This window comes from Sphingobacterium chungjuense, from assembly GCF_011316935.1.
GTDB lineage: Bacteria > Bacteroidota > Bacteroidia > Sphingobacteriales > Sphingobacteriaceae > Sphingobacterium > Sphingobacterium chungjuense.
The window spans coordinates 417,065-432,491 of record NZ_WLYS01000004.1 but is presented as its reverse complement, the minus strand read 5'-3'; the positions used below and the strand labels follow the sequence as shown (position 1 = coordinate 432,491).

Here is a 15,427-nt window from a genome sequence, read left to right as displayed (position 1 = left end):
AAAACTCGGGGCGACCGATTTTAAATAGTTGCCATTTCCCCTTTTACTGTTTACTTTTGAGCAATCAGCGTTATAAGCAGTATAGAATGAAGGATAAGCTAAAAATTGGTATTACCGTAGGAGACATTAATGGAATAGGCTTGGAAGTGATCATCAAATCACTACAAGACAGTCGTGTATTAGAGTATTTTACACCGATTGTATATGGTAATACGAAGGTGGCCTCCTTTCATCGCAAAGCCATTCATGCGAATGACTTCAATTTTCAGGTCATTTCTTCGGCAGAAGAGGCTATTCCCAAAAAGGCTAATATGATTAATTGCTGGCAAGAGGATGTCAAGATTACGTTGGGCGAAGAGAATGAAACTGGCGGTAAGTATGCCTTTTTATCGTTAGAAAAAGCTTGCGATGATTTGTTAGCCGGACATATCGACGCCTTGGTAACCGCGCCCATCAATAAGCATAATATACAACAAGAAGGTTTCGAATTTCCGGGACATACCGAATACTTGCAAGCTAAATCGGATGCTAAAGATGTGTTGATGTTTATGGTGAGCGACGACCTCAAAGTGGGCGTTGTGACGGGACATATTCCGGTCAAAGATGTCGCGAACGCACTGAGCGAGGAAGCCATTTTGCATAAATTGCGCATGATGCATGCCAGTTTGAAAACTGATTTCTGGATTCAAAAACCAAAGATCGCCGTATTAGGTCTGAATCCGCATGCGGGCGATAACGGATTGATTGGACAGGAAGATGGTGAAATCATTGCGCCAGCGATCGAAAAAGCGAAAGCAGAAGGTATTTTATGCTTTGGTCCATATCCTGGAGATGGTTTTTTTGCCAGCGATACGTATACCAAATTTGATGCGGTATTGGCGATGTATCACGATCAAGGATTGATCCCATTCAAGCATATTGCGTCGCGCGCTGGTGTCAACTTTACGGCTGGATTACCATTCGTGCGCACGTCGCCGGATCATGGTACAGGCTATGATATTGCGGGCAAAAATGTGGCTTCGGCAGATTCTTTTGTGGAAGCGCTTTTTTCTGCGGTGCATATCGTAGAGCGCCGTCGGGAGCAAAAAGTACTTTCTGCAAACCCATTGACGTTTAGACGACTTTCGAGAGACCGCGATTAATAGATCAAACCACATTTTCGATCTTCTCCAAGTGTGATTGCACTTGGAGAAAAAATCGTATTTTTGCGCCTTGCAACTATGGACGATAATTTACAACACCCTGTATTTCATATCATTGGAGAATTAGCTGATCAAGAAAAGCGCTCCTGCTACGTGATTGGTGGCTATGTGCGTGATCGCATTATGGGCAGAGCGTTTAAAAATGATGTGGATATCGTCGTAGTAGGTAGCGGGATAGATTTCGCGACAAAAGTCGGCCAAAAATTAGGCGCAAAAGTGACTATTTTCAAATCTTTTGGTACAGCGATGCTGATGCACGAGGACTTGCAAGTCGAGTTTGTCGGTGCACGCAAAGAATCCTATCGCGGCGATTCTCGCAAACCTATCGTGGAAGATGGTACGTTGGAAGACGATCAAAATCGCCGGGATTTTACGATCAATGCCATGGCATTTTCGTTGAATAAAGCGAATTACGGAGAGTTGGTCGATCCATTTGACGGCTTGGCTGATGTGGAATCCAAACTAATCCGTACGCCGCTAGATCCAGATATTACCTTTTCGGATGATCCGCTTCGCATGATGCGTGCCATTCGCTTTGCGACTCAATTGGATTTTACCATAGATGCTGCTTCAAAAGATGCCATTGTGCGCAACGTGGCTCGCATTCGTATCATATCCAAAGAGCGCATTATTGATGAGCTCAATAAAATTGTGCTGGCGGCTAAGCCGTCCATCGGTTTCAAATATCTATTTGATACTGGATTGTTACAGGAAATATTTCCGGTCATGTGCCAATTGCATGGCGTAGAATATATTGATGGCAAAGGCCATAAAGACAATTTTTACCATACGCTCGAAGTGCTCGACAATGTAGCAGAATTGTCGGATGATTTGTGGTTGCGCTGGGCAGCTATTATGCACGATATTGCGAAGCCGCCGACCAAGCGCTTTGATCCAAAGATCGGCTGGACATTTCACGGGCATGAAGATCGGGGCGCTCGCATGGTGCCCAAGTTATTTGCCGAGTTGAAGCTCCCGCAAAATGAGAAGATGAAGTTTGTGCAAAAGCTGGTACAATTGCATTTGAGACCGATTGTGTTGGTAAAAGATATTGTGACGGATTCTGCGGTACGAAGATTGCTGTTTGAAGCGGGAGATGATATTGACGCCCTCATGATGCTTTGCTATGCGGATGTCACCACCAAAAACGAGTATAAGAAAAAGCGCTATCGCGATAACTTTGAGCTGGTCAAGCAAAAGCTGAAAGATGTAGAAGAGCGCGATCATATTCGTAATTGGCAACCGCCTGTTACAGGCGAAGATATTATGATGATGTTTGGGGTAGCACCCGGCAGGATGGTGGGCAAGATTAAAAATGCGATTCGCGAAGCGATATTGGAAGGAGAAATTCCGAATTCGCGCGAAGAAGCCATCAACTATATGAAAGCGCAAGGAAAAGCATTAGGTCTGCCGGTTTCATCAGAAAACGAAGAGAAGTAAATTATAAATCGGTTAAAATAATAAAGCGTAGTACACCATGGCAATTTATAGATTTAAGGTCACTTTTGAAGATTATGAAGATATCTATCGCGAAGTGGATATGCAATCCAAAAGTACTTTCCTCGAATTACATGAAGTTATTCACAGTACCACCAGCTATGAAGTAGAACGTTCGTCTTCTTTCTTCGTGAGCAATGATCAGTGGAAAAAAGGGACAGAAATAGCACACCTTCCTAATGACCGCAAGAAAAAGAACGAGGTGCTGCTCATGGCAGATGTAAAACTTAGTAAGTTTATCGATGATCCGCATCAAAAATTTTACTACGTCTATAACTTCGATAGACCGTACGATTTCCACGTGGAGCTGGTGAAGATCCTGAAAGAGGAAGAAGGAAAAGTATATCCTGCTGTTTTCAAATCGATTGGTCAAGCGCCTAAAAATGCCGCTGCTGCGGATTTCCCCGTAACTGATGATACAGATGAGGAAGAAGAAGACTTCATTCACGAAGGTGCAGAAGAATATGGCGTAGACGAAGAAGATGACTTTGATACATTTGACGAAGAAGATGAAAAGTCGGAAGGCGGAGAAGATAGTGAAAAGAGTTCTTCGGGATATAGAGACGATTACTAAAACCAAATAGTGCCTACAGCGGCATAAGTCCTATGAAAAAAACGCTGGTATCCGTTGTCGGTCCTACCGCTGTGGGCAAAACTGCCTTAGCCATTCAGCTAGCGCAGTATTTCCAGACGGAGATCGTGTCGGCCGATTCCAGACAGTTTTATCGGGAAATGACCATTGGTACGGCAAAACCTGACGTGCAGGAATTAGCCGCCGCCACGCATCATTTTATTAATTCGCATGCGGTAGATACCGTTTATTCTGCTGGCGATTTTGAAAGAGATGCGCTGGTTTTGCTCGATACGCTTTTCCAGCAGCATGATGTGGTGGTATTGGTTGGAGGCTCGGGATTATTTGTACGCGCACTGACCGAAGGTTTGGACGATTTACCGCAAGCACCGGAGCATATTCGACAGCGATTGAATGAAGCCTTGCAAATAGATGGTTTGCCGTCTTTGCAACAACGTTTAAAAGCAATCGACCCTGTGCATTACGCACAAATGGACTTTCAAAATCCGCAGCGCGTGGTACGTGCGCTGGAAGTATTTGAGACTACGGGTAAATCTATTGCCGATTATCAACAACAAAAGCAAGTAGCGCGCCCCTTTGATGTCATCACCGTTGGCTTGAACGATGATCGAGAAGCGCTGTATAATCGCATCAATAAGCGAGTCGAGCAAATGATGGAAAACGGATTGTTGGAAGAGGTGCAATCCTTGGCATCCTACAGAGATCATCCTGCTTTGCGTACCGTTGGCTACACCGAAATATTTGATTTCCTGGACGGAAATGGAACATTGCAAGAGGCCGGAGAAAAGATTCAGCAAAACTCCCGACGTTACGCCAAACGACAGATCACCTGGTTCAAAAAATATGGCAATACCCATTGGTTTGCACCAACGGATATAGAAAAAATAAAGCAATTTTTGCATGAATCGGGAGTTATTGATCCGCAAAAAGCCTAAACTTATTCCAATACCGACTGTTTCTAAAGTATGTTAGTCAGAATTTACGAAGAAAATCCGAATCCGAAAGCTATAGAGCAAGCGGTAGATATATTAAAAAGTGGCGGGGTCATCATTTATCCGACCGACACGGTGTACGGTATTGGTTGCGATATTACTAATCAGAAAGCGATTGAGCGCGTATGTCAGATCCGAGGTTTGCAGACGCAGAAAGCCAATCTTTCTTTCATTTGTTATGATTTGACAGATATTTCTCAATACACCAAGCCTTTTGATACCTCGGTATTTCGATTATTGAAAAAAGCACTTCCTGGGCCATTTACATTTATCTTCAATGCGAGTGGTCAAGTGCCAAAGCTGTTAAGTTCGAAAAAGAAAACAGTAGGTATTCGTGTTCCAGATAATAATATCGTGCGCGAGATCGTCAAAGAATTGGGCAATCCCATCGTTACGACCTCCATTCATGACGATGATGACATCATTGAATATTCCACTGATCCAGAGCTTATTTATGAAAAATACGGCGAAAAGGTCGATATGGTGATCGATGGCGGCTATGGCGACAACGTAGCGTCCACAGTGGTCGACCTCACAAACGGCGACTTTGAAGTAATCCGTGATGGCAAAGGTGATTTGTCGGCTTATTTATAAGTCCGAATCCCTTACTGCGGTACGATAGGCATTTCTTCTTCTGGAGGAGTGACCTTTTTGGGTTTCTGAAAATACAAGAAGTTGAACCAGAGCACCGCGAGGAAGATCATGCCGTACGCCACCACTTGTACTCCGGTAATAGGCTCTTTAAAATACGTCACCGCTAAGGTAAAAGCGAGTAGTGGATTGATGTATAAAAGAATGCCCACCAATGACGAGTTCAATCCTTTTAAGGCATATGCATTTAAGAATAGTGGAATGATGGTAAACACCACGGCAATCAATAAGACTAACTCATAAAATAAGGCAGACTTATTACCTCCTAATCCTACTACGCCAAACAACGGCAATAAGATAATGGTGCTTAGTACAAAATGAATAGATAGCGAAAACAGTTTATCAATCCGCGTATTGCTTTTCTGTAAAATGAGATAAATCGCATAGGTCAATGCGATCATCAAACTATAAAACAAGTCCATAAAATGACCGAGGGATAGTAAGATACAACTGAGCGCACTTACACCAACAGCCAACCATTGTCCAATCTTCAATCGCTCACCCAAAAATGAAGTGGCCAAAACTGTGGTGAGAATTGGGCATAACAGGTAAGCGAGTGAGGTAGCATTGACACTCACCGCATTCATCACATAGATAAAGACAAACCAGTTGAGCGACAGCATCAGCGCACTCACGATGAAGTTGGTGAAGATTTTACGTTTTTCGCTGCTTTCTAATTGGGCAATTTCTTGCATAGCACTTTTGGTCTGCTTACGTCGAAAAAGCAAATTGACAAGCCAAATGGTAATCGTCGCAAATAGTACACGGTACAGGAGGATTTCCAAGGCGGCATATTCGTGCAAAGGGCGAAGTACCAAACTAAATAATCCCCAAATGGCAAAACCGGTAAGTGCCGAGATATAATATTTAAGATTCACCGAAATAATAGTATAAACGTCGGATTAATTACAGAATCACAAATTCCTCCACCATCACATAGCCCACATGCTCATTGATGCGGCCTACTATTTGACGGCGCATCATGGCTAATTCATTTTTGATCACGGCAGACTCTACTGATACAAATAACTTCTTGTCTCGAATATAGATTCTTTCCGTTCTATTGGCGATTGCTTTACCAATGATTTCTGGCCAGGCATTTACGATGGAGGTTTCATCAAACTTCTGCCGAAGTCGGTAAACTTCCAACATCTTTTCTACCGCTTGTTTGATGGATATATCGTCACTTCTTCGGACATCTTCGCCTCTATATTTTCTCATTTGCCGCACCTTCTTTGACATCAAAGATACGAATAGGCTTTCCGATTTCTTGAAAAATCTGACGAATTCGATCGGCATTGGTATCCGTTACGAATATCTGGCCAAAAGCATCATCAGAAACCATTTGCATGATCTTTTTGGTGCGCTTATCGTCGAGCTTATCAAAGATGTCATCGAGCAACAGTAAGGGAGAAAAGCCTTTCTTCTCTTTGAAAAAGGAATACTGTGCGAGTTTTAAAGCAATCAAAAAAGATTTTTGCTGTCCTTGAGATCCAAATTTTTTGAGTGGCATACCCTCATGAATGCTGAAAAGCAAATCATCTTTATGGATGCCTTGGCTGGTGCGCTCCAGTGCGCGATCTCGATCTTGATTTGTCGCTAGCAGACTAGCAAATGTGTCGTGTAGCAGTGGTGATTCGTAGTGAAGTTCCACCATTTCGGCTTCATCTGAAATATAATTGTAATGCTGCTCAAAAAAAGGAGCAAATTCCCGCATGAAAGCCTGGCGTTTGGCAAAAATCTGATCTCCAACTTCGATCAATTGGCTGTTGATCACTTCCAACAGACCCAAGTCCAATTGTCTGCTTGCTGCGGCCATCTTGAGCAATTGATTGCGTTGCTGTATGATGCGATTGTATTGGATCAGCGTATCCAAGTAGCGGTTATCCGTCTGCGAGATCACGTTGTCGATAAATTTACGACGTTCTTCACTGCCATCAAGGATGATGCCCACATCATTAGGCGTAATCATCACCAATGGATACTGGCCAATATGATCTGCTAATCTTGGGTAATCTTTTTTGTTTTTTCTAAACTGTTTCTTCTGATTTTTCTTGAGGCTGCACGAAATGCTATCTGACGCATCGGATGTCTTTTCAAAAAGACCTTGTACCATAAACCAATCTTCGCCTTTCTTGATATGCTGCGAGTCGATTGGGTTGAAGTATGATTTACAAAGGGATAAGTAGTGAATAGCATCCAACAAGTTGGTTTTCCCCGCACCATTGAACCCTGTGAATGCATTCGTAGCAGGAGAAAACTCCAGCGTAGATTCTGTGTAATTCTTAAAATGTAATAAGGAAAGCTGTTTTAGCCACATATCAGATGCGAAGTACGGCTATTTATTTGACTTCTTCAAAATCCACGAATTCTCCAGCAGTTGCTTGGCCACTACGCGTATCTTCTTTGGGTGGCACATATGCCACTTTTACTTTTCCGTTGCCTTTATGATCTTGTCTTGTATCTTGTTGCTGTCCAAAACCTTGATATTGAAAAGGTCCGCTTTGCCCATTAAAATTACCCTGCTGGGCTTTCTTCATGATTTTTTCGGCCATCTTTTTCATGGCAAAAGGGAGCAAAAACCGAACACTCAGCTTGAATGCATAGTAACATGCAACTAAAATAACGACGACTTTTAAAAATTCCATGGTAAACCGCTTTGTTCAAATTTAACAAAACTCCTTAAGAATGTCTGACGAAAATGTCAGATCAGGATCACTTAACAAAATTTAGCTTTTAGCAGCTTGAATAGCTATCGCCAATTCGTTGGGGCGCTGCGAACCGATCACATAGATCAATCCATCCAAATCCGTAAGCCAGACCGCATTTTTGCCGCCAGAATAAAAACGAATTTTGCCATTTTTGTGCAGGTTATACACCGGATTATTGAAGATAAAGGTATTGTAGGGTTTCACTTCTACCTTCGCGATCGATCGTAGATCGATCTTTACCAAACTCGTCGTCCACAAGCCGCTTAGCGTCAATTTATGATCCTGCACCAAGGTACGGTAGCTGATCATATACAACATGAGGATCGAGACAAATAGAATACCTACTCCCGTAATGAAAAACAACTGACTAGAGACAATGTGATCTATATTGAGATAATAGGCCACAAAACAGAATAGTGCCAGAATAAGACGCACGCTCACCCAAGTCATATCACGACCTAAATACTGCTTTTCTTCAAATGCAAATTGCTCTCCCATACCGTCAGTTAACTATACACGAATGTAGCTACTTTCTTTGTATTTTCCTTTATTCTGTACCTATTATCTAGTTGGTAGCCCACTACCCAAATAATTTCTCCATTGCCATTCACTAAAAGGGGGATTTGGTCTTTTTCGAGTAAAGGGATCTTCTTTTGGATGAAAAAATCGCTTATTTTTTTACTAGAATTCATGCCCAAAGGCATAAAACGATCCCCCAGTGACCAGCGTCGAACGGTGAGCGGAAAAACCAAATTTTCGAAATCCACTTTAGCGACGTTTTGCGCGAGATCTAATGACGTATCTGTACTAATAGACAGGGATAAAGTGTGCGCAGCGATATGCACCTTCATATCATCTTGCTGCACCTCATAAGTGTCCAGCGGTACTAATTTTTTATCATATACAAATACCTGTGTTCGATCTACTACGATTACGTGGCTTTCCGATTCAAATCGCGATCCAATATGGTTTAGGGCCGTATTGGCTAGATCTGCTACGATATTTTTTTCAAAGTGGTAAGGTCTAAATAGTTCATACAGCAGCGGAATATCTTTCACATAGGTTAGCAGCGAATTTTTATCGATTTCCGTGCGATCTGCTGCCGCAATGAAAAGTTGCTGACGAATCGTTTCCGTCAATCGTTGAACCAAGTTATAGCTGTCTGTAAAGCGTTCAATATTTTCCAACATCACCTGATCGAATTGCGGTTGTAACGCCCGAAATTGAGGTAAAATATCCAAACGCACTTTGTTGCGTGCATATTTGTTGGAGAAGTTGCTCTGATCATCTCGGTAAGGAACATGATACTGCGCGACGGTTTGCACAATCTCTTCATTAGACATCCACAAAATCGGTCGAATGATCCGGTCACGCTTCGCAGCAATACCCCGTAGGCCACGCAAACCCGTTCCGCGAGCAAGATTGATGAAAACCGTCTCGATATGATCCTGTTGATGATGCGCTACCGCAATAGCTTTGAAGTGATGTGCGTTTAGTAGTTCTTCGAACCATTGATAGCGCAATGCACGAGCACTCATTTGTATAGAAAGCTGCTGTTCTTCGGCGTAGCGTTGCGTTTCGAACGAAATGTGATAGAATGGAATGGCGCGTTCTTTGGCAAATTGGCGAACCAGTTGTTCATCCAAATCCGATTCAGCATCGCGCAACTGAAAATTGCAATGTGCGATCGCGATCTGATAGCCCAATTTCCACAATAAGAAAGCCATTAACATAGAATCCTTTCCGCCGCTCACGCCCAACAAGAGACGATCTTGAGGATCGCATAATTGCTCACGGTCAATATATTCAGAAAGCCGATCTAAGATCTCCATGGTCAAAGTTAATGAGCGTAAAACGAATTTTCAGATAATAAATAAGATAGTTTTCGATCCAAAATAGGAGGAAGCAATTTATTACGTGATGTACACCTCTATTTTAACATTTTTTTGGGGATTAAATGTATATTTTTGCGCTTGTGAAACCAGTATTTACCCTTTTCATCTATCTGTTGTCCATTGCGGCTTTACACGCTCAGCAAGGAGCTGCGGACGCTATGCGTTTGGTTTCTTCTACGCGCGGTGTGATTATTGAGCAGCGTGTCATGCGTCATTACAATCCAGTGTACGAGCATAAGAGCAACACGTTAATGGCTGATAGTGGCGATTTTTGGCGCGATGATATTGGTAGAGAGTTTTTTGAAGCATACGGTAATGTGGTGATTACACAGCCTTCCGGTACGGTGATCTATGGTGATCGTCTGCATTATGAAGCGGCCACACAACATGCCGTGCTCACAAACAATGTCCGTGTGGTGGACAATAAATCGGTATTGACCACGAATTATCTGACCTACAGTTTTCGAGATCAACGCGGTACATATACTGGCGGCGGCCGCATCGTCAGCGGAACAGATACGATTACTTCACGGAATGCCTATTACTTCGAGCGCACTAAAGATTCGTATTTCAGAGAAAAGGTCATTGTGCGTTCGCCCGATGTGGTGATTTACACTGATACGATGCGCTATAATTCGATCACGCGCGACAATTTCTTTTTCGGACCGACCAATATTAAAGGTCGAGCAGGAGAGAACTTATATACCGAGCGCGGAGTATATAATACAGGTACGGGTATTGCCAAATTCAACCTGAACAACCTTTATACTGAAGGTTCCAAATTCCTAAAAGGCGATAGCTTGTATTATGATCGATCTATAGGAGATGGAGAAGCGTTTCGGAATGTGGTGTTTGTTGATACATTAGAGAAGTTCTATGCTAATGGCGGGTATGGAAAGTATCGTGGTGGCGAAGAATCCATCACCATGGCCGACAAACCGCTCGTGAAGATGGTGGTCGATAATGATACTACCTCGAAAGCACCCGCGGATAGTGTGAAGACCATCGAGCCCGAGGCGGAGAAATTGTCGCGGCGCGAGCGCAAGCAACGTGAACGCGATCTTGAAGAACAACAACAGCAAGAAGAACTCGCACAGCAAGAACTCCAACTCTCGATCGATTCATTGTCTAAAGACAATGTGCTTTTGGATACCGTGCATGTTGCTTCTACACCAAAAAGTAAGGTCGACACTGTTTATATGACGGCCGATACCATCTTTTCAAGAACAATTCCGCGAGTAGAATATGTGGCCTTGGATCTCGGCTTGAGTCGGGACGGCGGTCAGCTGCTTGTGGATGAAGATGTGGATTATGGCGATGACGATGACCTGATCGGCGGCGAAGAATCTGGTGAATTAGAAGAATTTACAGATCCATCTACCATTTCAGAGCTTGATAGTGTTAGCGTAGCGGGTTTAGCAACAGCGGCAATCGATACCATTCAGAAAAAGTTACCTTCGCGAACCGACCGGAAGCCACCAGATATCGCCAAAAAAACCGATTCACTCACGATTGCCAATACACTGAAAGCAGATAGTACCTTACGTGATCAAGTAGTCATTCCGGCAGGAAATGAGGCCGGCACACGCATTGATGAAGCGATGGAAACCGTGATGAGGCCAGATTTATTGTCTGCGCCAGATTCCTTAAAAGCAATTTCGGACACGGCGCGAACGCGTATTGTCAAAGCGTATCGGAATGTTCGCATGTTCAAGTCCGATTTGCAAGCGGTGGCCGATTCGGTGTATTATGGCATGCAAGATTCTATGTTTCGTTTCATGGGCAAACCCATGATCTGGTCGGATGGTTCTCAGATCTCGGCAGATACGATATTCATGCAGATGATCAATAGAAAGCTGGATAATGCACTGTTGAAAGACAATGCTTTCATGGTCAATGCCGTGCTAGACTCTATCAAATTCAACCAACTCAAAGGTCGAAAGATCACGGTGTTTTTTGATCAAAATTACATCGAAAGGCTATTTGTGGATGGTAATGCTGAAAATCTCGTGTTCAATGTAGATGAACCCACCCGTATCATTCGCGATATGTTTCATGATCGTGGAGCTCGGATTAAAATCATCTTTAAAGACAAAAAGGTCAATATCTATAACACCTTCAAGCCCAATCAACAAGTGTATCCGTTGAAGTTGGTCAATCAAGAGAACGAGATTCTGCCCGGTTTTATTTGGCGTCCGCAAGACCGACCATTATCCGTCGACGATATGATGAATCGGAAACGTGACAACACAGTCCCTGATACCAAAGAAGAAGTGGATAAAGAAGCGCAGGAGGGCGGTAAAGAAATACGTCCGCCAGATCCGGTGATCTTCGAAGAATAGATTTTCTGTAAACTATTCACAGCGAATGTTGTTGTAACAGCATATTTGTCACTCAAGAAATTGTTATGAATACGTTTATCAAAACATCGCTTTTTTCCGGGTTGTTCGCCTCTCTATTTCTCTATAGTTGTAATTCCAGTAATCAGTCTAAAGAGGGGAATACGGATCATGATTCTACTACGGTGGAGCGGGAGTACGGTGATTCGCTGGCATTGCAAGAGCCGATGGCAACCGAGCCCACCAATAAGTACGCTACTATAGTAGGTTGGAAAGATGGCACAATGCCCAAAGCGCCGAAAGGCTATAAAGTCGTCAAGTTTGCCGAAAATCTAAATAGTCCGCGAAATATTTATGTTGCACCAAATGGAGATATTTTTGTAGCACAATCCCGCACTCAAAAGGAAGGTGAAAAAGATGAGAAGATAGATGCTCGGAATATCTTTCGAAGCGCAAGTCCCAATGAAATTTTATTATTTAAAGATAAAAATGGGGATGGTGTGGCAGAGGAAAAAACGATTTTTCTTAAGGATCAAGCACAGCCCTATGGTATGCTGATTCTTGGGAATCACTTTTATGTGGCCAATAGCGATGCGCTTGTGCGCTACCCGTATAATAGTGCGAATGGAAAAGTAGATGCCTCTGCTAGTGAGAAATTGGTTAGCTTGCCTGCTGGTGGTTACAATAATCACTGGACGCGCAATATCATCGCGAATAAAGCAGGTAATAAGATTTATATATCGGTAGGATCAGGAAGTAATGTCGGGGAGAATGGGATGGAGCATGAAGTACGCCGTGCGGTCATTTTAGAAGTAAATCCCGATGGCTCAGGCGAGCGTATCTTTGGATCTGGATTGCGTAATCCGGTCGGGATGGATATCGAACCGCAAACTAATATGCTTTGGACGGCCGTCAATGAAAGAGATGAGTTGGGCGATGAATTAGTGCCAGATTATATTACCTCCGTACAAGCAGAGAAATTTTATGGTTGGCCATATTATTATTGGGGCATGCAGGTTGATCCAAGATGGAAAGATCGTATGCCTACCGATTTGCCAAAATCGCTAAAACCAGATTACGCAGTAGGCGCGCATACCGCATCGCTGGGCTTTGCTTTTAACAAAGCGCCCGGTTTCGAAACAGGTGCTTTTATTGGACAACATGGCTCATGGAATCGTTCGGAGTTCGTTGGTTACAAAGTGGCTTTTGTACCCTTCGTAAATGGCAAACCTAATGGTAAAACGCAAGATTTCTTGACGGGATTTGTAGCTAATAAAGAGAAAAAGGAAGTTCATGGCCGACCGGTCGGCGTGGCGTTTACAAAGAATTATATGTTAGTAGCAGATGATGCCGCGAATGTGATTTGGGCAGTTATTCCAGAGAAAGGGAAGTAGATAAATGCACGAGTAAGGATTGTATTGCTGCGGAAAGCAGTCGTTACAATACGTAAAGAGCGACCCATTTCGGGTCGCTCTTTACGTATTGAATATCGTTAGGTCTGCGTCTGTAATTGTGATCAAATACACATCCTTGCGAAGCCGAGGGAGGTACGAGGCTGTGGCAATCTCTAAAAGATGCGCATAGAATAAGCCTAATTAATCTTGATGCTATAGGTAATATCTACACCACCTGCGGCCAACATATCATGTACAGAGCAATACTTTTTGACGGCCAATTCGGCAGCCTTAGCAGCTTTATCCGCATCGATCTCACCTTTCAACGTAAAAGCAATGTGAATGTTGGTGAAGATGGTCGGTATTTCTTCTCGGCGTTTTCCTTCTACCTCGACTTGAATATCGTCGATTTGTTGACGTTGCTTCTTTAAAATAACCGATAGATCAAATACACTACAAGAACCTAGGGCAAATAACACCAATTCCATTGGGCGCACGCCCAAGCCTTCGCCTCCAATTTCGGGCGAACCATCGATATGTACTTTTACATCACTAGAGGCACTGCTCCCAGCAAAGTGCATCGCATCGTTTTCTCTTTGTAAGGTTACTTTCATCGTATTACAAATATAATCATTAACGATGTAGCAAAAAAGCGTTGATTTTCGAGAAAACCAACGCTTTATTATTAAGTTTTTCTAAGTTGCAATGACAAATACTTGTTCTTCTTTTACTTTGCGATCATCTAATGAATAGAATCTAATTTTTAGGATTAGGGTTAACAGACGTCCGGCTCATCAATACATTGTTAGTAATAGAAAAATTATTAATCGCTAAGGTTGTTGCAGAATAGCTGACGTCGTCAAAAAAACCATTGATAGTAATTATTTTACCTGTGTTTAATCCTCGTAAAATTGCTGTGTACGGAACTCTAACAGTATGTCTAATAGCGCTAAAGGTGAGTACAGAACGTGTTTGACCTGGGACTGGAACTGTATAGCTTTCTGATAAAGAAATTGTTTTTGTGACATTTGTCCCATATTGTAAAGTTTGTGTAGTTCCACGCGTTACTGAAAAGTTTCCTCCGATTGATACAATACTAGCAATACTAACACTTGCACTTGCCCCATTTGTGAATTGATAGCTAACAGCAGAAGATTGATTAAAGGAATAATTTTCTTGCAGAGTCTCATTGAATGTAAGTGTTCTGGAAGCAGATTCGGCTGGGAAGTTATCTACTATTCTTTCTGACAGTACAATCGGATTAGAAGATACGATGTTAGCACCTTCGATATTCATATCAACTCTCTCTACGATAAATTGATCGTTAGGGATAAATTGAAATTGCTGAAAAGGGTCATTTGGATTAGGTCTCTCATCGGTAATAATTCCATTACTATTGCGTATGCTAACATTAGTAAAATCATTTGTGATTAATGGATTACCAACATTATAGCCTGAATTTATCATTAGATAAGCATTTCCTGATTCATTAGGACGAAATCTCCATTGATAGGCAGGATGACCTTGAGCGGGGACAAAAGGTCCCACCCATGGAGCACCAGCACTAGTGTATGTACGTAAGGAACGATCAGGTGGCGGCGGGGGGGGCGGGGGGCCAAATGATATCGGAGGGAAACTGGATATACCAAATCCTAATCCTATTGCTGCGTCTTCAAGACGGGAGAAAATTTCTAGATTAGTACTATTGGTACTGTATAAAGGCTTCCTTACATAAAAAAGTTGATTTGGAGGTGTTACCGTTGTAGGTGCTACTACGGATATTATTTGCCCCTTACCTTGTGTTTGCAATGCATTTCTTCCCTGAAAATTACCAACGCTTCGTATGTAGAAACCCATGCCTACTAGTTGTATTAAATCATCATAAGCATTTTGCTCTATTTCATTGATAGATAGTTCTGTAGCGTTCCTAGAGATTGTATTTTCATTAATACTATTTTCCAAAATTTCATTTTTGGAACAAGAAGCGAGTGCTATCAGCACTGCTAGACCGATTAGACAAATTAAATTTTTCATAATAAAATTAATTTAATATGTAGTTTTTTATAAAGTTAGGAGTCTTAACGATTAATCACATTTAATTTTATTTATAATTTAATTATAAAGAAAATTAAATGTGAATTTTATTCATATTTA

Annotated in this window: 15 protein-coding genes; 7 read left to right on the top strand and 8 right to left on the bottom strand. The window is 42.3% G+C overall.

The window, feature by feature from the left end; translation table 11 throughout:
* Positions 1-86: 86 nt before the first annotated feature.
* The 5 genes from pdxA to GKO22_RS12460 all read left to right on the top strand — a co-directional run bounded on the left by pdxA (position 87) and on the right by GKO22_RS12460 (position 4,877).
* Positions 87-1,142, top strand: a complete 1,056-nt coding sequence (pdxA, locus tag GKO22_RS12480; protein ID WP_166335499.1) for a 4-hydroxythreonine-4-phosphate dehydrogenase PdxA — start codon at positions 87-89, stop codon at positions 1,140-1,142.
* Positions 1,143-1,220: 78 nt separating this feature from the next.
* Positions 1,221-2,642, top strand: coding sequence for a CCA tRNA nucleotidyltransferase (locus GKO22_RS12475; RefSeq protein WP_166335498.1), 1,422 nt, complete (start codon positions 1,221-1,223; stop codon positions 2,640-2,642).
* Between the two features lie 37 nt (positions 2,643-2,679).
* Entirely contained in the window at positions 2,680-3,273 is a 594-nt protein-coding gene (locus tag GKO22_RS12470; RefSeq protein ID WP_166335496.1) for a plasmid pRiA4b ORF-3 family protein, read from the top strand.
* Between the two features lie 32 nt (positions 3,274-3,305).
* A complete protein-coding gene (miaA, locus tag GKO22_RS12465; RefSeq protein WP_166335494.1) occupies positions 3,306-4,226 on the top strand; it encodes a tRNA (adenosine(37)-N6)-dimethylallyltransferase MiaA in 921 nt (306 codons plus the stop codon).
* A 30-nt stretch (positions 4,227-4,256) separates the two neighbouring features.
* Positions 4,257-4,877 (top strand): L-threonylcarbamoyladenylate synthase, encoded by a 621-nt coding sequence (locus GKO22_RS12460; protein ID WP_166335492.1) that lies wholly within the window; start codon positions 4,257-4,259, stop codon positions 4,875-4,877.
* A gap of 11 nt (positions 4,878-4,888) precedes the next feature.
* Here the strand turns inward: GKO22_RS12460 and GKO22_RS16810 are convergent, their stop codons facing one another.
* The 6 genes from GKO22_RS16810 to tilS form a co-directional block, all read right to left on the bottom strand.
* Positions 4,889-5,812, bottom strand: a complete 924-nt coding sequence (locus tag GKO22_RS16810) for an EamA family transporter (protein ID WP_166335490.1) — start codon at positions 5,810-5,812, stop codon at positions 4,889-4,891.
* A gap of 28 nt (positions 5,813-5,840) precedes the next feature.
* Positions 5,841-6,155, bottom strand: a complete 315-nt coding sequence (locus GKO22_RS12450; protein ID WP_116773947.1) for a DUF721 domain-containing protein — start codon at positions 6,153-6,155, stop codon at positions 5,841-5,843.
* Positions 6,142-7,254: a DNA replication/repair protein RecF gene (gene recF, locus GKO22_RS12445; RefSeq protein WP_166335488.1), complete on the bottom strand. Its 1,113-nt coding sequence runs from the start codon at positions 7,252-7,254 to the stop codon at positions 6,142-6,144. Before recF ends, GKO22_RS12450 begins: the two co-directional genes overlap by 14 nt.
* Positions 7,255-7,276: 22 nt before the next feature.
* Positions 7,277-7,582, bottom strand: a complete 306-nt coding sequence (locus GKO22_RS12440; RefSeq protein ID WP_166335486.1) for a DUF4834 family protein — start codon at positions 7,580-7,582, stop codon at positions 7,277-7,279.
* Positions 7,583-7,663: 81 nt separating this feature from the next.
* Positions 7,664-8,143, bottom strand: a complete 480-nt coding sequence (locus GKO22_RS12435; RefSeq protein WP_166335484.1) for a hypothetical protein — start codon at positions 8,141-8,143, stop codon at positions 7,664-7,666.
* Positions 8,144-8,151: 8 nt separating this feature from the next.
* Positions 8,152-9,477, bottom strand: a complete 1,326-nt coding sequence (tilS, locus tag GKO22_RS12430) for a tRNA lysidine(34) synthetase TilS (RefSeq protein ID WP_166335482.1) — start codon at positions 9,475-9,477, stop codon at positions 8,152-8,154.
* A gap of 143 nt (positions 9,478-9,620) precedes the next feature.
* Between tilS and GKO22_RS12425 the strand changes: the two genes are divergently transcribed.
* Positions 9,621-11,882, top strand: coding sequence for an OstA-like protein (locus GKO22_RS12425; RefSeq protein ID WP_166335481.1), 2,262 nt, complete (start codon positions 9,621-9,623; stop codon positions 11,880-11,882).
* 65 nt (positions 11,883-11,947) lie between these two features.
* A complete protein-coding gene (locus tag GKO22_RS12420) occupies positions 11,948-13,273 on the top strand; it encodes a PQQ-dependent sugar dehydrogenase (protein WP_166335479.1) in 1,326 nt (441 codons plus the stop codon).
* A 197-nt stretch (positions 13,274-13,470) separates the two neighbouring features.
* Here GKO22_RS12420 and GKO22_RS12415 read toward each other — a convergent pair whose 3' ends face one another.
* On the bottom strand, positions 13,471-13,887 hold the full coding sequence (locus GKO22_RS12415) for an OsmC family protein (RefSeq protein ID WP_166335477.1): 417 nt from the start codon (positions 13,885-13,887) through the stop codon (positions 13,471-13,473).
* A 142-nt stretch (positions 13,888-14,029) separates the two neighbouring features.
* Positions 14,030-15,307, bottom strand: a complete 1,278-nt coding sequence (locus tag GKO22_RS12410) for a hypothetical protein (protein WP_166335475.1) — start codon at positions 15,305-15,307, stop codon at positions 14,030-14,032.
* Positions 15,308-15,427: the final 120 nt, after the last annotated feature.